General features: G+C 33.7%; 18 protein-coding genes. 15 read left to right on the top strand and 3 right to left on the bottom strand.

Features of this window, described 5'->3' with window-relative positions; genetic code table 11:
- Positions 1–6 precede the first annotated feature (6 nt).
- Positions 7–1,239 carry a PepSY-associated TM helix domain-containing protein gene (locus EOV51_RS02345; protein WP_128149484.1) on the top strand — a complete coding sequence of 411 codons (1,233 nt, stop codon included), beginning with the start codon at positions 7–9 and terminating at the stop codon, positions 1,237–1,239.
- 34 nt (positions 1,240–1,273) lie between these two features.
- On the opposite strand, the gene EOV51_RS02340 is transcribed toward EOV51_RS02345, so the two are convergent.
- Both EOV51_RS02340 and dnaB read right to left on the bottom strand, forming a co-directional pair.
- On the bottom strand, positions 1,274–2,617 hold the full coding sequence (locus EOV51_RS02340; RefSeq protein WP_128149482.1) for a PhoH family protein: 1,344 nt from the start codon (positions 2,615–2,617) through the stop codon (positions 1,274–1,276).
- 60 nt (positions 2,618–2,677) lie between these two features.
- On the bottom strand, positions 2,678–4,240 hold the full coding sequence (gene dnaB / locus EOV51_RS02335; RefSeq protein WP_128149480.1) for a replicative DNA helicase: 1,563 nt from the start codon (positions 4,238–4,240) through the stop codon (positions 2,678–2,680).
- A gap of 213 nt (positions 4,241–4,453) precedes the next feature.
- On the opposite strand from dnaB, the gene EOV51_RS02330 reads away from it, so the two are divergent.
- The 8 genes from EOV51_RS02330 to EOV51_RS02295 all read left to right on the top strand — a co-directional run bounded on the left by EOV51_RS02330 (position 4,454) and on the right by EOV51_RS02295 (position 15,122).
- Positions 4,454–5,584 (top strand): DNA polymerase III subunit, encoded by a 1,131-nt coding sequence (locus tag EOV51_RS02330; RefSeq protein ID WP_128149478.1) that lies wholly within the window; start codon positions 4,454–4,456, stop codon positions 5,582–5,584.
- A gap of 272 nt (positions 5,585–5,856) precedes the next feature.
- Positions 5,857–7,185, top strand: a complete 1,329-nt coding sequence (locus EOV51_RS02325; protein WP_128149476.1) for a c-type cytochrome — start codon at positions 5,857–5,859, stop codon at positions 7,183–7,185.
- A 26-nt stretch (positions 7,186–7,211) separates the two neighbouring features.
- Entirely contained in the window at positions 7,212–10,403 is a 3,192-nt protein-coding gene (locus EOV51_RS02320; protein ID WP_128149474.1) for a TAT-variant-translocated molybdopterin oxidoreductase, read from the top strand.
- 18 nt (positions 10,404–10,421) lie between these two features.
- Positions 10,422–11,822 (top strand): NrfD/PsrC family molybdoenzyme membrane anchor subunit, encoded by a 1,401-nt coding sequence (nrfD, locus tag EOV51_RS02315; RefSeq protein ID WP_128149472.1) that lies wholly within the window; start codon positions 10,422–10,424, stop codon positions 11,820–11,822.
- On the top strand, positions 11,809–12,351 hold the full coding sequence (locus tag EOV51_RS02310; RefSeq protein ID WP_128149470.1) for a DUF3341 domain-containing protein: 543 nt from the start codon (positions 11,809–11,811) through the stop codon (positions 12,349–12,351). Before nrfD ends, EOV51_RS02310 begins: the two co-directional genes overlap by 14 nt.
- The gene (locus EOV51_RS02305) at positions 12,335–12,973 is read left to right on the top strand and encodes a c-type cytochrome (RefSeq protein ID WP_128149468.1); all 639 of its coding nucleotides are present in this window, start codon (positions 12,335–12,337) and stop codon (positions 12,971–12,973) included. Before EOV51_RS02310 ends, EOV51_RS02305 begins: the two co-directional genes overlap by 17 nt.
- A 4-nt stretch (positions 12,974–12,977) precedes the next feature.
- Positions 12,978–14,318, top strand: coding sequence for a quinol:cytochrome C oxidoreductase (locus EOV51_RS02300; protein WP_128149466.1), 1,341 nt, complete (start codon positions 12,978–12,980; stop codon positions 14,316–14,318).
- A gap of 204 nt (positions 14,319–14,522) precedes the next feature.
- A complete protein-coding gene (locus EOV51_RS02295; RefSeq protein WP_228427688.1) occupies positions 14,523–15,122 on the top strand; it encodes a hypothetical protein in 600 nt (199 codons plus the stop codon).
- 120 nt (positions 15,123–15,242) lie between these two features.
- On the opposite strand, the gene der is transcribed toward EOV51_RS02295, so the two are convergent.
- On the bottom strand, positions 15,243–16,550 hold the full coding sequence (gene der, locus EOV51_RS02290; RefSeq protein WP_128149464.1) for a ribosome biogenesis GTPase Der: 1,308 nt from the start codon (positions 16,548–16,550) through the stop codon (positions 15,243–15,245).
- A 160-nt stretch (positions 16,551–16,710) separates the two neighbouring features.
- Between der and EOV51_RS02285 the strand changes: the two genes are divergently transcribed.
- The 6 genes from EOV51_RS02285 to EOV51_RS02260 all read left to right on the top strand — a co-directional run bounded on the left by EOV51_RS02285 (position 16,711) and on the right by EOV51_RS02260 (position 24,880).
- Complete coding sequence (locus EOV51_RS02285; RefSeq protein WP_128149462.1) at positions 16,711–17,205, top strand: acyl-CoA thioesterase; 495 nt, start codon at positions 16,711–16,713, stop codon at positions 17,203–17,205.
- Positions 17,206–17,763, top strand: coding sequence for a dTDP-4-dehydrorhamnose 3,5-epimerase (gene rfbC / locus EOV51_RS02280; RefSeq protein WP_128149460.1), 558 nt, complete (start codon positions 17,206–17,208; stop codon positions 17,761–17,763).
- The gene (gene rfbD, locus EOV51_RS02275; protein ID WP_128149458.1) at positions 17,760–18,608 is read left to right on the top strand and encodes a dTDP-4-dehydrorhamnose reductase; all 849 of its coding nucleotides are present in this window, start codon (positions 17,760–17,762) and stop codon (positions 18,606–18,608) included. The genes rfbC and rfbD overlap by 4 nt, the downstream gene beginning before the upstream one ends.
- Positions 18,609–18,718: 110 nt before the next feature.
- Positions 18,719–19,117, top strand: coding sequence for a hypothetical protein (locus EOV51_RS02270; protein ID WP_128149456.1), 399 nt, complete (start codon positions 18,719–18,721; stop codon positions 19,115–19,117).
- Positions 19,118–19,430: 313 nt separating this feature from the next.
- Positions 19,431–23,738, top strand: coding sequence for a CusA/CzcA family heavy metal efflux RND transporter (locus EOV51_RS02265; protein WP_128149454.1), 4,308 nt, complete (start codon positions 19,431–19,433; stop codon positions 23,736–23,738).
- An 8-nt stretch (positions 23,739–23,746) separates the two neighbouring features.
- Positions 23,747–24,880 carry an efflux RND transporter periplasmic adaptor subunit gene (locus EOV51_RS02260; RefSeq protein WP_128149452.1) on the top strand — a complete coding sequence of 378 codons (1,134 nt, stop codon included), beginning with the start codon at positions 23,747–23,749 and terminating at the stop codon, positions 24,878–24,880.
- Positions 24,881–24,999: the final 119 nt, after the last annotated feature.

Raw genomic sequence — 24,999 nt, 5'->3', positions numbered from 1 at the left:
AATCGCATGTCGAAAAATAAAAAAAATAAAAAAGGAAAAGGCATCATAAAAAAATGGATAAAAAAAATCCATTTGTGGTTTGGGCTGTTTATTGGGATTCTCATATTAATAATTTCTTTGACCGGAGCATTGTATGTATTTAAAGATGATATCGAAAATATTACCCGAAAAGAATATATATATCATCGTGAAAAAAATATAGATAAAAAAGAAGTTCTTCCTATCCGGAAACTTGAAAAATTGGTTAATGCTCAGGTTCGTGAAAAATATCCTTTACATTGGGTAAATATTCCCATAGATTCCCAAATGTCATACATGTTTTACTGGTATGAGCATAATGATAATGCATGGAACTATTTCGATGAATTCCCTCTGTTTAAATTGGCTTATGTAAATCCTTACAACGGAAAAGTATTAAAAGTCTATGATGAAAAAAACGGCTTTTTTAATATAGTCAAGATGATACACTGGAGTTTTCTTTTCAAAATGGAATGGGGAAAGTACTTGGTTGGAATTCCTGTAATACTATTTGTTTTAATGCTTATTTCCGGAATTATATTGTGGTGGCCAAAAAATAAAGCCGCAAGACAGCAAAGGTTTTGGTTTAAATGGAAAAATATTAAAAATTGGAAAAGAAAAAATTATGATTTACATAATATTCTTGGCTTTTATTCCTCTATATTCGCTTTAGTTTTGACAATTACAGGACTATTTTATTCCTTTTTAATTGTCCAGACTTTTATCTACACTCTATTTTCCGGTGGGAAAACTGAATATCCAGATTTTTCACATATTAAAACAAGTGCAGATGTTGAAATGCGCACAGATATAACCTTAAATAATATAATAGATAAGGTAAAAGAACTGTACCCTCAATCTCACAGTTTTAGTCTTGACCTCGGCCATCCTCACATGGATCATCATGAACATCCAAATTTTCAGGTTTTTGTTAAACATTTAGCATATTCATATCACAAAAACAGTAGTTTAATATTTGATGAAAATTCTGGAGAATTATTGCACGTTCACAATCCTGAGAATAAAAATTTCGGAGAAAAAGTGGTTGCCGCAAACTATGACATACATGTAGGTTCAATTTTAGGATTGCCGACTAAAATTATTGCTTTTATAGTAAGTTTAATGATTGCGTCTATGCCAATAACTGGTTTTTTAATTTGGAGAGGTAGAAACAAAAAAAATAAATCTAAAAAAAATAAAGCCAAACAGTTAGATTTATAACTGTTTGGCTTTTTATATTATTATAATAAATTTACTATAAAAGTTCGTTAGCTAAATTGGCTAATTCGGATCGTTCCCCTTTTTCAAGGCGTATATGAGCAAAAAGATTTCGACCGTGGATTCTGTCAACTAAATAAGACAATCCATTGCTTTGTTCATCAAGATATGGAGTGTCAATCTGCTTAACGTCTCCGGTAAAAATAAATTTAGAATTTTCTCCCGCTCGTGAAATTATAGTTTTCACTTCGTGAGGAGTTAGGTTCTGAGCCTCATCCACAATAAAAATCACGTCTGATAAACTTCGGCCTCTTATATAAGCAAGGGGTGTGATGAGTAATTTTTCCTGTTCAACCATTTGCGATATCTGTTTAAATTCTTTATCATTTTCATTAAACTGATTTTGAATAAATTTCAGATTATCCCATAAAGGTTGCATATAAGGATCCAGTTTAGATTTTATATCTCCGGGTAAAAATCCAATATCCTTATTACTTAAAGGAATAATGGGTCTGGCTAGATAAATTTGTTTATAATCTCTTCGTTCTTCCAGAGCACTAACCAATGCCAATAAAGTTTTTCCAGTACCGGCCACACCATGAAGTGCAATTAACTTTAATTCCGGTTTAGCCATCACATACATTGCAAAAGCTTGTTCCGCATTTCGAGGATTAATCTTATAAAATGCCTTTTTGCTTACTACTTCAAGTTCCTCAGTAAAGGGATTATAGTAGGCTAGAGCAGAAGACTTTCTTCCTTGTAGAATATAACATGCGTTAGGATATATGTTTAATTTTCCTTTGATTTTTGAATACGGAATTACTTGTTTTTTGTGAATTTCATCAATAAGCTGCTGATCAAAATTTTCAACCTTTTCGATTCCGGACGGAAGATTATCTACTTTTACCTTTCCTGTTTCAAAATCTTCTGCATTTAATCCGATAGCACGAGCTTTGAGCCTTAGATTAACATCTTTAGATACCAAAGTTACCGTTCTGTCTTTTTCATCTTCCTTGAGTTTCAGGCATACATTCAGAATTTTATTATCCATGGAATTAGAATCAAAAATTTTGGTAGCAGAATAGCTCACTCCATTCGTGGACATAACAATTTTAAATTTTCCTTTATTCTCACCCGGTAAATCAATCCAATTATTAATATCTTTATTTAGTGAGCATTTATCAAGAAAACGAATAAATTCACGGGCCTCGTAATTTTTAGTGTCATTACCCTTTTTAAAATTATCCAATTCTTCTAATACCGTTATTGGAATGACAATATCATGTTCGGCAAATAAGGTGATTGATAAATGGTTAAATATGATTACGGAAGTATCCAGAACAAAAATCCTTTTTTCGGATACAATTTTTTTCTTAGCCATAGGTTTATATAAGGTTTATAGCTAATTTATAAAAGATTTCGTAATTATTTGAAAAATATTTTAAAAAGGCATATCTGCATCCTGATCATTAATATTATCATCTATTCCGAAAGAATCGCTGGGATTAATAGAAGGCAAATTGATAGCGCTTTCAAATGAACTTTCATCATTAATTCTGCTTTCAAAAGTAGTTGAAATATCATTGCCCTGATCACCCCCAGAGTAGAAATTATCATCCAGATCAGAAAATTTAGCCTGAGAACTGGTAAACTTAAGTCTTACATCCTCAAGAGCACCGTTACGGTGTTTAGCTATAATAAATTCTCCTTGCCCTGAACATGGTGTACCATCTTCCCATGTTTCCAGTTTATAATATTCAGGTCTGTATATAAATGTAACAATATCGGCATCCTGTTCAATTGCACCCGATTCCCTCAAGTCGGAAAGTAAAGGTTTTTTACTTCCCCCTCGTGTTTCAACCGAACGCGATAACTGGGATAAAGCAATTACCGGTATTTCTAACTCTTTAGCAATAGCCTTTAAGGAACGGGATATAGTTGCAATTTCCTGTTCTCGGTTTCCTATGCCTTTTCCACCGGCAGACATTAATTGTAAATAATCTATCATGATTATTCGTACACCGTGCTGAGATACCAGTCTTCTGGCTTTTGCACGAAGATCAAATACAGAGATACCCGGAGAATCATCAATAAAAATTGGCGCTTTTTCCAACTTATTAACCCTCGAATAAAGTTGTTGCCACTCAAGTTCTGATAAATTAGCTTTTCTTAATTTTTCAGACTCTATTCCCGTTTCACTCGAAATCATACGCATCATAAGCTGTTCAGCTGACATTTCCAGAGAAAATATTCCGATAGGAACCTCAGAGCTTATGGCTATATTTCTGGCCATGGATAAGATAAATGCTGTTTTACCCATACCCGGTCTTGCGGCAATAATAATTAGATCTGAAGGTTGCCAGCCAGCTGTAATTTTATCGACATGTTTAAATCCGGAAGGAATTCCACTCATTCCTTGTTTAGATTCAAGGGATTTAATTTTTTTTAATGCATTTGATACTAAGTTTTTAGCTTCATTAAAAGTTCTTTTTAAAGTACCGTTTGTTATTTCATATAACTGACTTTCAGAGTAATCTAATAAATCAAAAACATCTGAAGTTTCGTCATATGATTTTTCAATCATATTCGAAGAAATTTCAATGAGTTTTCTCAAAATATATTTTTCCAGGATAATGCGTGAATGATATTCAATATGGGCGGAAGAAGAAACTTTATTAGAAAGCTGGATGAGGTTAAAATCACCACCGGCAGCTTCTAATTTTCCCTGCGAACGTAATTTGTTGGATATAGTAAGAATATCTATAGGTTCAGTTTCTTTAAATAAATCCTCAATTGCCTCATAAATAAACTGGTGTTCCTTTTTATAAAAAACCTCAGGAGACAGTATATCAATAATTTCATCCAGTCCTTTTTTATCTATCATCATAGCTCCTAACACGGCTTCTTCAAGCTCAACTGCTTGCGGGGGAAGCTTACCTTTTTCCAAGGTTATGATTTTGTTTGACTTAGTGAAATTATTTGATTTTGATTCTAACTGTTCCATAGATCTTCAAAAGTATAGAAAAAATAGATATATATAAATCATTTTTGTGAACAATTTTCAGACCTTTAGCCAGCGAACATGAGAAGACTTATTAACAAAAATTGTTAATTAAGTTTGTTGATGGTTACTAATACCTCATTCAAATTGCTCTTATCAATAAACTGTTAATATTTTTTAAAAGCAGTGCTCAATAATATTTATATCTTTGTTTATATGAAATGGGAGGAAGTAATAGGCCAGGAATTATTAATTAAACAATTAAAAGACTCAATCAGCGAAAACAGAATTAGCCATGCCCAATTATTCATTGGTAAATCAGGGTATGGTCTATTAGCGATCGCTTTGGCCTATGCTTCAGAAGTTCTTTGTTCAGGATCGGAAAGCTGTTACAAGCAAACAGAAAAGCTTCAACATCCGGATCTTCATTTTTCTTTTCCTACAATTAATAATGCTTCTGAAAAAAAAGAAGCGATTAGTTCAGATTATATAGCTCAGTTTCGAGAGTTTGTATTAAAAAGTTCCTACCAAAATATTAATCAATGGTATGAGTTTTTGAACGAAGATAAAAAACAAGGTTTTATATCTGTTAAGGAAATGGAACATATCATTGAAAAGCTGAATTTAAAAAGTTTTGAAGGAGGATACAAAATTCAGTTGATATGGATGGCTGAAACCATGCGTACAGAAGCAGCGAATAAGTTATTGAAAATTCTTGAAGAGCCTCCTGCTAAAACTCTGTTTTTACTTTTAGCGGAAGATGAAAAAAAAATATTACCTACTATTCTATCCAGATGTCAAAAAGTAGACATTCATCGTATTGACGAAGGAAAAATAGTAGCCAAGTTACAGTCTGTATTTGGGGTTGATGAACAGAAAGCTTCTCAAATAGCCTCCAGGGCAGAAGGAGACTGGGAGCTAGCTTCCAATTTGGTTATAAATAGCCATCTTCAGGAAGAATTCGAGCAATATTTTATACGTTGGAACCGTGCCGCAGTGATGGCTCCGAAAAAACCTGAGTTCCTTAAGGAAATCGTAGATTGGTCTATGGAAATTTCTGGCTGGGGGAGGGAAAAGCAAAAGAACTTTCTTCAATTTTGTGCAGAAATATTTAGGCAGGCACTTCTCGAAAACTATCAGGCCGGGCAGCTGGTAAATAATCCTCTTATCTACAACAATTTCAAATGGAAAAGTTTCAGTTCGTTTGTTCATGGGAATAATATTGAAGATATTATGGAGGAAATAAACGCTGCATTTTTTCATATCGAAAGAAATGGTAATGCCCGCATAATCTTTTTAGATATGGGAATAAAGCTGACTCGATTCTTAGCCAGGAAGAGAGTATAAAAGAATAAAAAATCAATGATATATATCATATTCTTTCTTTTAAATCATTTGTCAGTAGACAAGGTGATTAATCTAAGTTGTTATTAAACAATAAACTAGCTTATAATGCTATTTAGAATAGTTATAAATTAAGCTTTTGCGCTATATATATCAAAAAAAACGTTTGGCGATAAACTTCATATTTATATTTTTGCAATAGTCACTTTTTGTGGGACAATCTATATCTATATTATAATTACAAGTAAAGTTTCATTCAATTGAAATCAATTATTATGAATAAAATTATAGCAGTATGTATGCTGGCTCTCTTTACCGGCATTTCTGTTTTTGGACAGGATGTTACTGGAGATGCAAAGAAAGGAGAGACATTATTCAAAGCCAATTGTACCGCCTGCCATGCTTTAGACCGGAAATTGGTAGGACCTGCACTTAAAGGAATCGTAACTTCTCTTGCCGCTGAAGGAGTAACTAAAGAATGGATTCACAAGTGGGTAATGAACAATGAAGCTCTTAGAAAAAGCGGTGATAAACGAGCGAATGAAATCTATGAAGAATATAACAAAGCTTCCATGGATATCTTTGAAGGTCGTTTATCTGAACAGGACATTGAAGATGTTCTTACTTATGTAAACAATCCACCGGAACCTAAAGAGGAAGAAGTAGCCGCTCCTGCAACCGTTCAGAAAAGTGATGCTCAGGATACTAAGCTAATTTTACTGGCTTTTTCAGCTATTGGCGTTATTTTGATCCTTACATTACTTAAAATCAATACCCTTGTAAAACTTAAAACAGCGAATTCAGAATTGTCTGAATTGCAAGCAACTAAAATCAGGTCTTTTTCTCAGTTTTATGAGAGGTACAAAGGATTTACTTATATATTAGTTGGTTTAATGCTGGCACTATCTTTATACGGATTTTGGGCTTGGTTAATGGGCATTGGAGTAGATAAAGGATATGCTCCTGAGCAGCCAATATACTTCTCGCATAAAATTCACGCCGGTGAAAATAATATAGACTGCCAGTTATGTCACTCAGGTGCTAAATATGGTAAGGTTTCTGAAATTCCATCTCTAAGCGTTTGTATGAATTGTCATAGAAATATTAGTGAATATACAGGAAAATATGTAGAACCTGGAAAATCAAAAGAGTTTTATACAGGCGAAATCAAAAAATTATATGAACATGTAGGATGGGATGAAGACAAACAAGCCTATACAGGAAAACAAACACCTGTTAAATGGGAGCGTATTCATAACATGCCTGATTTTGTTTATTTCAATCACTCACAACACGTAGTTGCAGGAGAAAAAGCAATAATTTCAGCCTACAATAAGAAAAATCCGAACAATCAGATTGATGTGGTATGTAAAGCTTGCCACGGAGCTATAGATACTATGAATGTTGTTAGGATGGCTAACGACTTCACCATGGGATGGTGTGTCGATTGCCATAGAACAACCGAAGTAGATATGAATAACGGGTATAACGCAGCTTACTTTAATAAACTTCATGACAAGCTGAAAAAACAATATGGAGAAGATAAATCTAAGATAACAGTAGATGCTATCGGAGGTTTGGAATGTGGTAAATGTCATTATTAATCAATTAAAATCATTAGAAGATCAACATGGCTTCAAAAGATAAAATAAAGTTCAGAAGTATAGAAGAATTAAATGATCCTTCTCTAACTGAAAAATTAGCGAGAAATGAATTTGTAGAGGAACTTCCGATTGATGAATTTTTAGGCGATGACAATGCAATGTTCTCAACTAAGACTTCCCGAAGAGACTTCTTAAAATTCTTAGGTTTTGGAACAGCAGCAGTCACTCTTGCTGCCTGCGAGGCTCCGATTACCAAATCTGTTCCTTATGTAGTAAAACCTGAAGGAATAATTCCGGGAATACCTAATTATTATGCATCTACTCTTTTTGACGGATTCGATTTTGCTAGCGTTTTAGTTAAAACCCGAGAAGGTCGACCTATCAAAATAGATAAAAATACAAATGCTAATTTATTTGGTGGTTGCACAGCAAGAAGTTTAGCTTCCGTGCTGTCCCTTTATGATAACAATCGTGCTAAAGGACCGGTACTTAATAATGCAGATACAGATTGGAAAACTTTAGATGCTTATGTATTAAAAGGTCTTAATGAGGCAAAATCGACAGGAAAAAAAGTAGTAATCTTAACACCGTCATTACCCTCTCCATCAACCAAAAAAATTATTTCAGATTTTAAAGCCGAATATCCGACTACTGAGCATGTAGTATACGATTCAGTATCATACGCACCTGCACTAGATGCAGCTCAGGAGGTTTTCGGGGTTCGTGCATTACCTATATATGATCTCTCCAAAGCCGAATTATTGGTATCATTTGGAGCAGATTTTCTAAATGACTGGAATGGAGGGCATTTAGAAGAAGGATATGCGAAAGCGAAAACTCCGGGCCAGAATATGCTTAAACATATTCAAATTGAATCAAATTTAAGCTTATCAGGGGCTAATTCAGATGAAAGAATTCCTTTAAAACCTTCTGCCGTACAAAAATTTTTAGCAGAAGTTTATAAAGCTATCGATGGTGTATCAACCGATGCAAATGCAAAAAAAATTGCGGACTTGTTAAAAGCAAAAGGTTCAAAAGCTGTTGTTTTTGCTGAAGGAGATAAATCTTCATATGTGTTGGCTAATCTGATTAATCAGAAAATAAACTCTGAAGTTATTAGAAAAGATAAAGTTCTTTTAAGTAAAGAATCTGATGACACCAGATTTGAAGAATTTGTAAATTGGATGTCATCTGGACAGGTAGGTGTTTTATTAAACTTTAATACAAATCCTGTTTATTCTTATTATGACAGTGCTAAGTTAACTCAATTGTTAACTAAAATACCATGTTCAGTATCATTAACAGAATATGCAAATGAAACAGCTTCAACAGCAAAAGCATTAGCTCCGGTTCCTCATTGGTTAGAATCATGGGGAGATTTGAATCCAGCTACAGGAGTTTATTTGTTATCACAGCCGACAATACAGAGAATTTTTGATACTCGCCAGTTTCAAGATTCACTTCTAATATGGAAAAATCAGCCGGCAAAAAATATTTCATCCATTTCCGAAGCTAATAAAATCACTTCAGATTCTACTTCAAACGATTCTGTGTCAATAGCTGCTTCATCAGTAAGTGCAGATGGAACTACACAGTTTAACTCCGCATATACTACAGCTACCGCAACACCGGTACAAACGAATGCATATTATACCTTTTTAAAACAATTCTGGCAATCTCAACTAGGAGGTATGTTAGGATATAGCTTTAATCAGGCTTTATATAATGGATACAACGAAACATCAGAAAGTATATCATTAACCGCTAGTGGTGGAGATGCTCAAAAAGCTTTATCTGCACTTTCTTCTATAAAAGCGGGTAATTTAGAACTAAATTTATATACAAAAACAGCTATAGGAGATGGAACACAGGCCAATAATCCTTGGTTACAGGAATTACCAGATCCTATTTCAAGAATAGCTTGGGACAACTATCTAACTATTTCTGAAGAAGACGCTAAAAAATTAGGAATTAAAAATAAAGTAAACGGAAGAATGCAGTTAGATGGTTCTTTAGTTAATTTAACCATTAACGGAAAAGAAGTAATTAAAAGTATTCCCGTATTTATTCAACCAGGACAGGCACATGGTTCTGTAGGATTAGCCATAGGATACGGACAGGCAAAATCAGGAAAAGTCGGTCAAACCGGAATTAATGCTTATCCGGCTTATTATAAGTCAAATTTTTCACAATACAGTGTGGAAATAAAGCCTGCTGAGGGAATGCATGAATTTGCCTCTATGCAGATGCAAGGTACCTTAATGGGAAGGTATGAAATAGCGAGAGAAGTTCCATTAGATACCTACTTGAATACAGATTCGAAAGAATGGAATCCTCAAATGTCTATGCAGACTTATGTTGGAGAAATGCCGATTGGAAAGATAGACCTTTGGAGAGATTATGACAGTACCGATGGACCTCATTTCAATCTATCAGTTGATTTAAATGCATGTACAGGTTGTGGTTCTTGTATTATTGCTTGCCAGGCAGAAAATAATGTGCCGGTAGTAGGAAAAGAAGAAATGAGAATGTCAAGAGATATGTATTGGCTACGTATTGATAGATATTACTCATCTAAAAAGAAAATTGAACAAAAGCAGGAAATTCTGGAAAACTTGGATCAGGTTCCTATGTATAAAGAACTTATAGATCCTCATCCAACCAATCCGGATGTAATTTTTCAGCCGGTTATGTGTCAGCATTGTAACCATGCGCCTTGTGAAACCGTTTGTCCGGTAGCAGCAACTTCACATGGAAAACAGGGGCAAAACCAAATGGCTTACAACCGATGTGTTGGTACAAGATATTGTGCTAACAACTGTCCATATAAAGTACGTAGATTTAACTGGTTTAACTATGCTTTAAATGATAAGTTTGATTACAATATGAATAACGATCTAGGGCGTATGGTTCTTAATCCTGATGTAGTGGTTCGTTCACGGGGGGTTATGGAAAAATGTTCTATGTGTATTCAAATGACACAATCAACAATTCTTGAAGCTAAAAAACAAGGAAGAAGAGTAGAGGACGGAGAATTCCAGGTGGCTTGTTCAACTGCATGTTCTACAGGAGCTATTAAATTTGGTGACATGAATGATCCAAATTCAGAGATACTTAAATTATCTAAGGATAAAAGAAAGTATGTATTATTAGAAGAAGTTGGAACCAAGCCGAATGTGTTCTATCAGTATAAAGTAAGAAACAGAAAAGAATCATAAAATATTAAGAAAGTTACTATGTCAGGACATTACGAAGCACCTATTCGCGAGCCGTTAATTTTAGGAGATAAATCCTATCATGATATTACGGAAGATATAGCCAGACCTATTGAGAGTAAAGCCGGAAAATTGTGGTGGTTTTCTTTCTATATAGCATTAGTTGCATTTATCTACGGAGTAGGTTGTATAGCCTATACTGTCGGTACAGGTATAGGGGTATGGGGGCTAAACCGAACTACAAACTGGGGTTGGGATATTACCAACTTTGTATGGTGGGTAGGTATCGGGCATGCAGGAACCCTTATCTCTGCAGTGTTGTTACTTTTCCGTCAAAAATGGAGAATGTCAATTAACCGTTCAGCGGAAGCTATGACTATTTTTGCAGTTATTCAGGCTGCACTTTTCCCGGTAATTCACATGGGAAGACCTTGGCTTATGTATTTTGTATTTCCTATTCCCAACCAATTCGGATCATTATGGATCAACTTTAATTCTCCGTTGTTATGGGACGTATTTGCTATCAGTACATACTTTTCTGTATCTGTTGTTTTCTGGTATATAGGATTAATTCCTGACTTTGCTATGGTCAGAGATAGAGCTGTTAAACCAATTACAAAAAAAATATATAGTATATTAAGTTTTGGGTGGGGAGGTAAAGCCAAACATTGGCAGCGATTTGAAGAAGTGTCTTTGGTTTTGGCCGGTTTAGCTACACCGTTAGTATTTTCCGTGCATACCATTGTATCATTTGACTTCGCTACATCCGTTATAAAAGGATGGCACTCCACCGTATATCCACCATATTTCGTAGCCGGGGCTATTTTCTCTGGTTTTGCAATGGTACAGACTCTTTTGAGTGTTGCTCGTAAAGTATGTCATTTAGAAGATTATATTACGATTAAACATATTGAGTACATGAATATAGTTATTGTTGTTACCGGAGGAATGGTGACCGTAGCTTATATTACCGAGTTTTTTATCGGTTGGTACTCAGGAAGCAGATATGAAGATTTTACTTATTTTTCAATCGGTGCAGCAACCGGTCCTTACTGGTGGGCATTCTGGTTATTGATTTTGTGTAATGTATTAATACCTGCTAGTCTTTGGATAAAAGGATTAAGAAGGAATTTCCTTTGGACATTTATCGTTTCAATAGTTATTAATGTCGGAATGTGGTTTGAAAGATTTGATATCATCGTTATTAATCTTTCAAGAGATTATTTACCATCTTCATGGACTATGTTCCAGCCTTCATTTGTTGATGTAGGTATTTTCGTAGGAACTATTGGATTTTTCTCGGTATTATATTTATTATACGCAAGAACATTCCCTGTGATAGCACAAGCTGAGCTTAAGACTATTGTAAAATCATCAAGTGAAGGTCATAAAAAACATCATTCAGAACATGAACACCACTAAGACAATAATATACGGTTTATACGGAGATGATGATCTCTTGTTAGATGGAGTAAAACAACTTCGTGAAAAAGGAATTCAGATAGAAGAAGTATATACGCCTTTCCCGGTACACGGGCTAGACAAAGCCATGGGACTTAAAGAATCCCGAATGTCGGAATTTGCATTTCTTTATGGATCAATAGGTATTACTGTTGCAGGTTTATTAACCTGGTATACCATGAATCATGACTGGGCTCAGAACATAGGAGGGAAACCAAGTTTTAGCTGGGGAGAAAACGTACCAGCGTTTATTCCAATCATGTTTGAGTTAACAGTGTTTTTTGCGGCCCACCTTATGTCTATAACTTATTTGGTTTTAAATAAACATTTTCCGGGGCAAAAAGCTCAGAATCCGGATCCAAGAACAACCGATGATAAATTTTTGGTTGAATTAACTAATCAGGATTACGAGAAAGCTAAGGAAATTCTTATAGCTACAGGAGTTGAAGAAATAACTGTTAAAAAAGTTGAAGATGAAAAAGTTGACTAAATATATTTTAATAGCTGTAACTGGTAGCTTGATTATTGCGTCATGTAGTAAAAAACAGCCGAGTATAGTTTATTTTCCAGATATGTATTATCCGGTGGCTTATGATCCTTATCAGGAAGCAGTAGTCGCTTACGGTGAACAAAGTACAACAGTGCCTTTGTTTTCAAAACAATCAGGAGCAACCGCATTGGCTCCGGTGCCGGGTTCTATTTCCCGAAATCCGGAAGGAGTTTTACCTATGGAACTGCCCAATACACCGGAAGGATATGATGCATCAAAACAAATTTTAAAATCTCCTTTAAATCCAGATAACAGAGAAAAAGATTTAGCAAGAGGAAAAGATTTATACGTAAAGACGTGTTCTGCATGTCACGGAACTGCTGGAGACGGACAGGGAAATATTGTACAATCAGGCGCTTATTCAGGAGTTCCTAATTATAAAGATAGAGTAATAACTGTTGGGTCTGTTTATTATGTTATTGAACATGGAAGAAATGCAATGGGATCTTATGCCGGACAGCTTTTGCCTGGTGACAGATGGAGAGTTGCAGAGTATGTAATCAATGAGTTTAAAGGAGGTCAGCAAGCCCCGAAAACAGAACAATCAACAGAACAAAAATAAAACTATGAGATATACATTTTCATCAAGACTTAAATTAACATCCATAGTATTAATCGTAGTAGGATTAATAGCCTTTGGAATTGGTTATTATCAAAACTCTAATATAGATCATAAAGACATAGAACTTATTATAAGCCAGAATGAAGCTATAGCGAATGCTCAACCTATGAATTCCGCATATCTTCATGATGAACCTCATTCTGAAGAACATATGGAGCATGCGCTTGTACAGGTTCATAACCGGCCTTGGGCAGCATTTTTCGTTCCATTAATGTTGTTTTTTGGAATTTCTGCAACCGCCTTGTTTTTTGCATCAGTTCAACATGCGGGACAGGCAGCCTGGTCAATGGTTGTGATCAGAGTAATGGAAGGAGTGGCTTCCTTTATTCCTGTGGGAGGCATATTAATGGTAATTTTTATTATTCTTTCATCCTATGGAGGTGAGCATGGAGGGTTAAATCATTTATATCACTGGATGGATCCGGCTTTAACAGATCCTAAATCTTCACATTTTGATTTGCTAATAAAGTCAAAAGAACCTTTCTTAAACAGATTTTCTTTTGTAATAAGAACATTAATTTATATTGCGGGTTCAATATTCTTTTTATGGAAAATTAAGTCATTAACAAGAAAACTGGACGAAACTAAAGCAATTGCAGATCATAAAAAAGTTTATAACTGGAGTGTTGGATTTATAGTTTTCTTTGCCCTAGCTTCTGCTTGTTGGGCATGGGATTGGTTAATGTCAATAGATCCGCACTGGTATTCAACCCTATATATGTGGTACACGATGATAAGCTGTTTGGTATCATCCGTAGCGGTTATGCTGATTATATCAATATATTTGAAGAAAAAAGGAAATCTTCCTGCATTTAATGATAATCATATGCATGACTTAACTAAATTTTTATTCGGATTTAGTTTACTATGGTCTTACCTTTGGTTTGCACAGTACATGCTTTATTGGTATGCAAATATAGCAGAAGAAGCCAACTATTTCTTTGGAAGATACAAGCTTTACAGTCAGACTTATTTCACCATGTTAATTCCTAATTTGGTTTTACCATTCCTAATCCTAGTAAGTAGTAAGGTAAAAAGGAATTTTGTAATTGTTCCTATTATGGCTTGTGTTGTTATTTTTGGACATTATATGGATTTCTTCAATATTATTATGCCAGGTACGGTAGGTGCATTCTGGAATATAGGTTTATTAGAAATAGGTTCATTTATATTTGTTTTAGGATTATTTATATTTACAGTTATGACAGCTATTAGTAAATTAAATCTTGAAGCAAAAGGAAACCCATATTATCACGAAAGTGAATTATTTGAGTACCCATTCTAAACAGAAATCAAAATATTTAAAAAAGCGACTCATTGAGTCGCTTTTTTTTATAAGTTGTTATATTAATGAAATTCTGATAGTTTTTGCCAAACTTAATTAGAAAAAAGAATAGTAAAAATTAATATTTATTTTATTTACTGAATATTATAAGTTGGCATGGTATTTTCTTATTTATAATTGTATAAATTAAAATTATAAAATATTATGAGTAAAATTAAACATTTTTTACCATTGATTATGTTTTTTGTAATGGGAAGCTATAACCTGGTACAGGCGCAAATTCAACAAGGAAATGTTATGTGGGGAGGTTCTATCACTAATATGGACTTTGGATTGAAAAAAGGACAAGCATGGAGTATAGGTGTTACTCCAAAAGCAGGGTATTTTATTAAAGATAATCTGGCTGTCGGTGGTTACGTTAATTTGAATATCTCTAAACAGGGAACTGGTAGCACAACCAGAACTGGTTACGGAGTAGGTGCTTTCGGGCGTTACTACGCTAGTAAAGAGGATATTAACAACCTGCTTAAACACGGACGTTTTTTCTTTGAAGCAAATGCTGGTTTTGAGGGAGCTAGTCAAAAAAGAGAACCTACTACTAACGGATTCGGCTTTGGATTCGGACCTGGTTATTCTTACTTTATTACACCTAACGTAGGACTTGAAGCACTTGTAAAATATCAAGGTTTAGCCGGAGGTGGAAACACAGGTTATCAGCATGATATTACTTTTGCACTGGGTCTACAAATTTATTTACCTTCTTCCAGAATCAAAAATGCAGTTAAGCATCCGGGAGATTTATAAATAACCCTTTTTTAAATTATTATATTAGTAATAAAAACATAAAAAAAGACGGTAGAATTTCTTTACCGTCTTTTTTTATGTTTTTATATGTTTTATATAGTCAAAAATTAAGAGTAAAGTTTATTTCTGTCTGAAATATATTTCAATAGGAACTCCGGTAAAATCAAAATGTTGGCGTAATTTATTTTCAACAAATCTTTTGTACGGTTCTTTAATGTATTGAGGTAGATTTGCAAAGAAAGCAAATTGAGGAGTTTTAGTAGGAAGCTGGGTACAATATTTAATTTTAATATACTTTCCTTTAATACTTGGAGGTGGAGTAGACTCAATTATAGGAAGCATAATCTCATTAAGCTGACTGGTTTTTACTCTTCTTGCTCTGTTTTCAAATACTTTCATAGCGGTTTCCACAGTTTTAAATACCCGCTGTTTGGTTATTGCAGATGTAAAAATGATAGGAACATCAGAAAAAGGAGCTAGTTTTTCACGAATATAATTTTCGTATTGCTTAAGTGTATTCGTTTCCTTCTCAACTAAATCCCATTTGTTAACAACAATTACAATACCTTTCCTGGATTTTTGTGCCAGATGAAGAATATTCATATCCTGTTTTTCCCAACCCTGGGTAGCATCCGTCATTAAAATAACTATATCAGAATCCTCAATAGAACGTATAGAACGCATAACTGAGTAAAATTCCAAATCCTCACTTACTCTGTTTTTTTTACGCATTCCTGCAGTATCTATAAGAACAAATTTGTATCCGAATTTATCGTATAAAGTCTCTATACTATCTCTGGTTGTACCCGCTATATCGGTAACTATATTTCTGTCATTTTCCAGTAAAGCATTTGTCAGAGTAGATTTCCCGACATTTGGCCTTCCCGCAATAGTTATTTTAGGTAATCCTTCAAAAGGATCTACATATTCAATTTCTTTAAAAGTAGGTATAATGTCATCCAGCAGATCTCCGGTTCCGCTTCCCGTCATTCCGGAAATCGTATAATATTTATCAAAACCCAGGCTGTAAAATTCCATGGCATCATTTTCTAACATTGCGTTATCAACTTTGTTTACAACCAGAAAAACAGGTTTATCAGTCCTTCGTAAAAGACTTGAAACCTCTTGGTCCATTTCAGTAATTCCTTCAGTAACGTCAACCAGAAAAACAATAGCAGAAGCCTCTTCTATAGCAAGCTCTACCTGCTTTCTGATTTCCTCTTCAAATACGTCTTCAGAACCAACAATATATCCACCGGTATCAATTACTGAGAAATCGACACCGTTCCAATCACTTTTTCCGTAATGACGATCACGGGTTACCCCGGCTACACTATCAACAATAGCTTCTCTCTTTTGTAATAAACGGTTAAAAAGAGTCGATTTACCTACATTGGGTCTTCCTACTAATGCTATTATGTTGGCCATATAAACTGTATATAATTTTTGCAAAGGTAATTAATTTTAAGAGAAATAGGATTTTTGTTTCTAAGTTCAAATACTTACATTGAGTTTTATCATTGAAATAATAATTTAGGTATGGCAAAAACGGTTATATTTGTGTGCTGAAATTATAGTTTACAAAAATATGTTAATTAAAGAACCCGAATCTCTGCATAAAGTACGTTTTATGGATTGTGATCCGATTGGTCATCTTTCCAATATTCGTTATTTTGATTATATGCTAAATGCTCGCGAAGATCATTGTCTTGAATATTATCAGATAGATAATTTTGAACAATCTAAAAAAACCGGCCGTTTGTGGGTTGCATTACAAAATCAGATAGCTTATATTAAGGAAGTTAAATTTAATCAGGAAGTTACAATTACAAGTAAAATAGTTAAATTCTCTGATAGAACCAACACCGTAGAAATTCTAATGTGTAATAAGGATAAAACCGTTATACATGCAGTATTATGGTTAACGTCAATCTATTTTAATTTAACAAGTCGTAAATCTGAAGATCAGCCGGAATATTTTATGGATTTATTTCATAATATTAATGTAGATATACCAGAGCATTTATTTGAAGATAGGGTTAACAGTTTACGAAATTTAAATAAATTAAATCTGAACAAGTAAATGAATATTGTTGATACTCCCTTAGAAGGATGTTTTATAATTGAACCTGCATTTTATGAAGATTCACGTGGATTTTTTATGGAAACCTTTAATCAAGAACGATTTAACAAGGTTACAGGCCTAAAACCAGTATTTGTCCAAGACAATCTTTCAAAATCCAGTTATGGGGTTATAAGAGGTTTACATCAGCAATTACCTCCATTTGCCCAATCTAAGCTGGTGTATGTTTTGGAAGGAAAGGTCATTGATGTAGCAGTAGATGTAAGAAAAAATTCGCCAACCTTTGGTCAGCACATTGCTGTAGAACTATCGTCAGAAAATAAAAAACAGCTATTTATACCCAAAGGATTTTTACATGGTTTTTCAGTACTTTCAGAAACCGTTATATTTGCATATAAGTGTGAAGGCTATTACCATAAAGAAAGTGAAATGGGGATAAATCCTTTAGACACCTATTTAAATATTGACTGGAAAATAGAAAAAGGTAAAGAAGTATTATCGGAAAAAGATTTACAGGCAATTACATTTGATAAACTAAACCCGGTTGAACTAAAATGAAAAGAATATTAGTTACAGGAGGAGACGGCCAGCTGGGTATGTCTCTTAAACAAAAAATCAAAGAAAAACCAATTGCGGAAAGTACTTTTGTTTTTACAGACGTTCAGGAATTAGATATTATGGATGAAATGTTTGTTAAAACGTATTTTTTTTCAAATAAATTTGATTACGTAATAAATTGTGCCGCTTATACGGCAGTTGATCGTGCAGAATCAGATCAACAAATAGCAGAAAAATTAAATGCAGAAGCAGTAAAATATCTGGCTAAAGCAAGTGCTGCACAAAAAGCGACATTTATTCAAATTTCAACAGATTATGTTTTTTCCGGAAATGAATCTACTCCACGAAAAGAAGATGATCCTGTAGGACCACTCGGAGTATATGGTAAAACTAAATTATCAGGAGAAAAATTTGCTTTGGAATACAATCCGAAAACATATATTTTGCGAACTGCATGGCTATACTCTCCCTTTGGTCATAACTTCGTTAAAACCATGTTGAAATTGTTTAAAGAAAGAGAAGAAGTTAACGTTATTAATGATCAATTAGGTTCTCCTACCAATGCTTTAGATTTGGCAGATGCCATACTCACTATAGTTCAAAATGATATACAGGCTTATGGAGTTTATCATTATTCTAACGAGGGAGAATGCACATGGTATCAGTTTGCAGAAGAAATTAAAAAATTATCACGTTCTGCAATAAAAATAGAACCTATTCCTACTTCAGGGTATCCAACTCCCGCAGAAAGACCTAAATATAGCTTGTTGGATAAAACTAAAATTAAGACAACCTTTGGAGTATCTGTTCCGGATTGGAAAGAAAGTTTAAAAAGCATACTATAAAAAACTCAGTACAATAGAATAGATATTTAAATTAATAATAAAATACAATTTCTTATAAATAAAAGCCAAATTATATTTGGCTTTCAATTTTTAATTATCTTTGCAAAGTTGTGAAGTTGATTAGAAACATATCAATGACTATTGCCACTATTATCATATTGGCGCATACGGTTATACCCCATCAACACAAAGCCCAGTTGGAAAATATTATTCACGAGTGTTTCTTTGCAGATTCAGATGAGGATTCATTTGCTAATCTTTTCGATAAATTTGAAGACATCATTAAGCATGTTAATTTGGGGGAAAAACATTTAGAAAACTTTAGGGTATCTAATTTCGAGTATAATTTTAATCCGATAATTATATTTCAGGTACCTGAAGTATTATCTCTGTTAAAATTTCAGCTGAAAGATCCTGAAAAAGTAGCTCATACATTTTATTATAACTTCAATTACTCATCCGTAGAAAATGATTTAGGTTGCGGATTAAGGGCTCCACCCAGCATATAATTCTATTGATATAAATTACAATTTTATCATTATAAATAACGAGGTAAATATTGTAATATCTACTATTTGAGATAAAATTAAAATTGAATATTTTTATTATTTACAAGTATAGCTCTTATATAATTGTATCCATTTATTCAATAAACAAATAAGTCTTAATAAATTAAAATCTGATTAAATATTTATATATAAATCAGTATAATTAAGATGTTAATATGTTGATTTGCAATTGAATTGCATTTTGTTAATTTTAATTTTACCATAGAATCAAGTAGTATAAGTTTTATGTTAACCATAAAAAAATACAGAATTTATGTTTAAAAAAATTATTGAATTATCTATACAAAACAAGTTATTAGTTATTGTAGGCACGTTAGCCTTACTTATAGGCGGGATTTATTCTGTGAAAGATATAGCGATAGATGCCACTCCGGATATAACCAACAATCAGGTACAGGTAGTAACAACATCGCCTACACTGGCACCACAGGAAGTAGAACAGCTCATTACATTTCCCTTAGAATCTCAGCTCAGAAATATACCGGGGACTACCCAGGTCAGATCCATATCAAGATTTGGTTTATCTATCATAACCGTTGTATTTAAAGAAAGTACACCGACACTTCAGGCACGACAACTGGTAAAAGAACAGATCGATATTGCTAAAGAAGACATTCCTTCGGGTTTAGGAGAACCTCAGCTTATGCCTATAACTACAGGTTTAGGAGAAATTTATCAATATGTAATTAGAATAAAACCTGGGTACGAAAATCAGTACGATACAGAAAAGTTAAGAACTATTCAGGACTGGATAATTAAACGTCAGTTAAGCGGAGTAGAAGGTATTATTGAAATTTCGAGCTTTGGCGGAAAAGTAAAAGAGTATGAAGTTTCCATAAATCCGGTGGCTTTACAAAGTTATAATCTTACTTTAGAAGATGTTTATACCGCTTTAGAAAGCAATAACCAAAATTCGGGTTCTGGATATATAGAGCAAAAACACAATCTGTTTTATATACGTACGGAAGGAATGCTTAAAAATTTTCAGGACATTGAAAATGTAGTAGTATCGGTAAATGAAACCGTACCGGTAAAAATATCTGATATAGCTGAAATAAAAATAGGTTCTGCCCAAAGATTTGGAGCGATGACTATGGATGGGAAAGGAGAGGTTGTTGGAGGTATAACATTAATGCTTAAGGGCGCTGATTCTTATAAAACTGTTGAAAATGTAAAACGACGAGTTGCCCAGATAGAAAAAAATCTTCCGGAAGGAATAGATATTTATGAATATCTGGATAGAGCAAAATTAATTGATAAAACCATATCTACAGTTACAAAAAACCTAATTGAAGGAGGGCTTATTGTTATATTTGTTTTGATTTTACTTTTGGGTAATCTAAGAGCAGGCTTGATAGTAGCCTCTGTGATTCCGTTGTCATTACTTTTTGCATTAACCATGATGGATGCCTTTGGTGTTTCGGCTAATTTACTCTCCCTAGGAGCTATGGACTTTGGAATTGTAGTTGACGGCGCCATAATTATTATAGAAAGCGTTATACATGTACTATATACAGGTTATGTCGGGAAAAAACTGACCCAGAAACAAATGGATGAGGTAATAGGCAATACTGCAGGTGAAATATATAAATCAGCTGCATTCGGTATCATGATTATTATTCTTGTTTTTGTGCCAATCATGACTTTGACCGGAATTGAGGGGAAAATGTTCCGTCCTATGGCCTTAGCGGTTAGTTTTGCAATCTTAGGAGCCTTTATATTATCACTTACCTATGTGCCTGTAATGACAACAATATTTCTTAAAAAGAATATTGTTCATAAAGTAACCTTTGCGGATAAGATTATGAATAAGTTGAAGTTACTTTACGTACCCGTGTTAGATAGAGTTTTAAAAATACCTTATACTATAGTAAGTGCAATTGTTATTGTTTGGGTAATCTTTGTTATCGTGTTCATGAAAATGGGCTCAGAGTTTGTTCCCACATTACAAGAAGGAGATATTGCTATGCAGATGAGTATACAGCCGGGAAGTTCTTTAACCGAAAGTATACAAACCACTACCAAAGCAGAGAAAATTTTAAAAGAAAATTTTTCGGAGGTGCTTCATGTGGTTTCAAAAATAGGAACGGCAGAAGTGCCTACCGATCCTATGGGTATAGAGGATGCGGATATTATGATAGTATTGAAGGAGAAAAATGAATGGGTAACGGCTAAAACTCAGGAAGAATTAGTAAGTAAAATGAAAGAAAAATTATCTTCTATCTTAGGTGCCGCTTTTGAGTTTTCACAACCTATTCAGTTACGATTTAATGAACTGATGACAGGAGCAAAGGCAGATGTAGTAGTTAAAATTTTCGGAGATGATACCAGAGAGCTTAAAGAATTAGCAGATAAGTCTGCGGAAATTATTAGGAGTATCAAAGGCGCTGCTGATGTGAAAGTGGAACAGACAGAGGGGTTAAAACAAATGAAAATTAGTTATGACCGACTTAAAATTGCCCAGTATGGACTTACAATTAATTCTTTGAATCAAATTATAAGATCCACTATAGCAGGCCAGGATGCAGGAGTTATTCTGGAAGGCGAAAAAAGGTTTGAGTTGATAGTAAGGCTTAGCCAAGAATACCGTAATCAATTAAATCTGGATCAACTCTATATAAGAACATCAAAGAATACTCTTATTCCTCTTTCAGAAGTGGCTACAATAGATTATGAATCCGGTCCCATGATGATATCAAGAGAACAGGCACAGAGAAAGATTAATATTGGGGTAAATGTAAGAGGAGTAGATGTTGCTACCCTTGTTGAGAATATACAAGAAAATTTGGATAAAAATATCAAATTACCTCCGGGTTATACCTTTGAGTATGGAGGAGCCTTTGAAAATTTACGGGAAGCAAGTGCCAGGCTTAGCATAGCAATTCCTATAGCTTTGGCCACTATCATACTGTTACTATATATGGCATTTAAGAGTATGAAAGATGCTTTAATTATTTTCACTGCAGTACCCTTGGCGTCAATCGGCGGAATTATTGCTTTGGTTGTCAGGGGACTCCCCTTTAGTATATCAGCAGGAGTTGGTTTTATCGCATTATTTGGAGTAGCCGTTTTAAATGGAATTGTATTAGTAAGCGAATTAAATTACCTGAGAAAAACTAAAAATCATGCTTCTTTAAAAGAGTTAATAAAAGAAGGGGCTCTTACTCGTTTACGACCTGTTTTTATGACAGCCATGGTAGCAACCTTAGGATTTTTTCCAATGGCGTTATCCACTTCAAACGGAGCAGAAGTTCAAAGACCTTTGGCTACAGTTGTTATAGGAGGACTGGTAACTTCTACTCTGTTAACGTTGCTTATTGTACCAGCTATTTATTATATAGTTGAAAATAAAAGATTTAAAATGAAATTAAATAGAAAAGGACTTACCCTAATTATTTTTTTTATAGGTGGGATAATTTCTGTTAATGCACAAACCAAAGTAACTCTTGAACAGATGTTGCAGAGAGTATCTGAAAATAATAAAGAGCTTAGACAGAAAGAGCTTGAAATTCAAAGAGAAAACGTTGAAAAAAAGTATGCGTATTCTTTGAAAAATACAACGGTAACTGCCGGATACGGTCAATACAATAATAAACAAGGAGACTATCAGATAGAAGCGCTACAGGATTTTGGAAATCTTTTCAGTTATAAAGATGTCAGAAATTTATCCGAAACGAAAAAAAACTGGTTAAGCACTCAATTTGTTTTAAAGCAGCATACTTTAAAATTTCAGGTGGAACAGTTGTATAATCAATGGATGTATACACTGGAAAAGAGAAAAATGTTTGAATCAATGGATTCATTATACAAGTCCGGATTAAAAAGATCCGAATACAGATATGAAAAAGGTGAAACTGACTATATGGAAAAGCAGTTTTTTAAAGTAGAATTGGAGCAGGTACTCAAACAAAAAGCAATGAATGAACAAGAATTCCTTACTATAGAAAATCAGTTATTTTCGCTTTGTTATATTCAAAATCAAGAAAACTTAGAACCGGTTGAGAAATTTTCCCGTATTTCCCATAGGTTTCAGTCAGATAGTGCCAACTCAGTATATATTGAACAATTTGACAAAGCCAGAGATGTTAATAAAAAAACTATCGCCTTAACCAAGGCACAAAGAAGACCGGAATTATCTTTGGGAGGATTGGTCCAAAGTATTGATCAAAGTTCCGGGTACTATGCAGGAATTGTAGGATTATCGGTTCCTTTATTTAACAACTCATATAAAAAAGCAAAGGAGCAAAATAGTATTGATAATCAAATTTTAAATAATCAACAAGAACAAATTGTACATGATTTGCAGGTAAGAATCAAGCAATTGCAAAAATTAGAGGAAATGTATCGAAATGAATTGGAGTTTTTTGGAGATAATCCTTTTAAAGAACTTCAAAAGATGAGAGAGGTGGCAACAACAAAATATAAATACGGAGAAATAGACTATTTGCAATATTGCAGTATGTTAAAATCTTCTGTAGATGCCAACATAACTTATCTCGAGCTTCTTAATAATTATAATCAATCAATCATCGAGCTTAAATACATTACCAAACAAAATTGATAGAAATAATGAAAAAACTAGTATACATAAATAGTATTATATGGCTGGTATTCTCTTGTTCAGGAACTGAGAATAAAGCAAGTTCTGCTGAAAATGAAAATAAATCAGAAGAAATTACTCTTACAGATGAACAAATCAAAACCAATGGAATAAAATTTGGAAAACCTGAACTTAGATATATTGATACCAAAATAACAGTAAGTGGAGTAATTCATGCCTTACCGGAAAATAAGTCATCAATACACAGCCAGGTAGATGGATTTATAGACAAAGTAAACTTTATTACCGGAGAATTTGTAAAAAAAGGTCAGGTTTTGGCTACCGTTAGAAATCCTTCCTTTATCACTTTACAAAAGCAATTTTTAGAAGCTTACTACAACATGAACCTGAATCTAAAAGATTACCAAAGAAAGCAATCTTTGCTATCTGCCGATGCAATAAGTCGAAAAGCCTATGAACAATCTCAGGCTTTATATCAGGTTTCATCAGCAGAATATGAAGGATTACGTTCTGAGTTGCAATTATTAGGATTCAATCCTTCAACGATAATCAGAACAAAAAAAATAAATCCAATATTGGCCATTGTCAGCCCGAAAAGTGGTTTTGTTCATGCAGAAGAAATTTCTCCCGGCAAACAAATTACTACGGCTGATGAATTATTTATGATTATTAATCAGGATGAACTGCATATAGAGTTAAATGTTCCTTCAAAACATGCATCAGGTTTGTTTACCGGACAAAATGTAGAATTTATGTTACCGGAAATTAAAGATACTTTAAGAGGGAGTATACATTTAATAGGAAAAGTAACTAATACTGAAAACAACACTATTCAGGTGCATGTGGATATAGATTCTAAACTTCCTCCAACAAATTTTTATGAAGGAAGATTTGTGAACGCTTCAATTATTAACAGAACGAATTCCGTTCTTACCTTACCTAAAGAAGCCATTTTTGAAGAAGCTGGAAAAAAATATGTATTTGTCAAAAAAGGAGAGCATGTCGAAAAGAAAGAAGTAAAAACAGGAGCAGAAAATGAACAGTTTGTTGAAATAATGGATTGGGATAATCAATTACAAGTTGCCGTATCTGGAGTTTACTATCTTAAAGCCGGTGAAATGGAATCAGGGCATAGCCATTAATAAAATTTAACCTTATACAATTTAGATCCTCTCTACTATAATCAGTAGAGAGGATTTTTTAATTTCAGAGTTTAAGTGTCTGGTAATTAGTGTTTTATTATTGTTTATCGTATATTTAG

Source organism: Apibacter raozihei, from assembly GCF_004014855.1.
GTDB lineage: Bacteria > Bacteroidota > Bacteroidia > Flavobacteriales > Weeksellaceae > Apibacter > Apibacter raozihei.
This window is presented reverse-complemented; position numbering and strand designations above follow the sequence as displayed.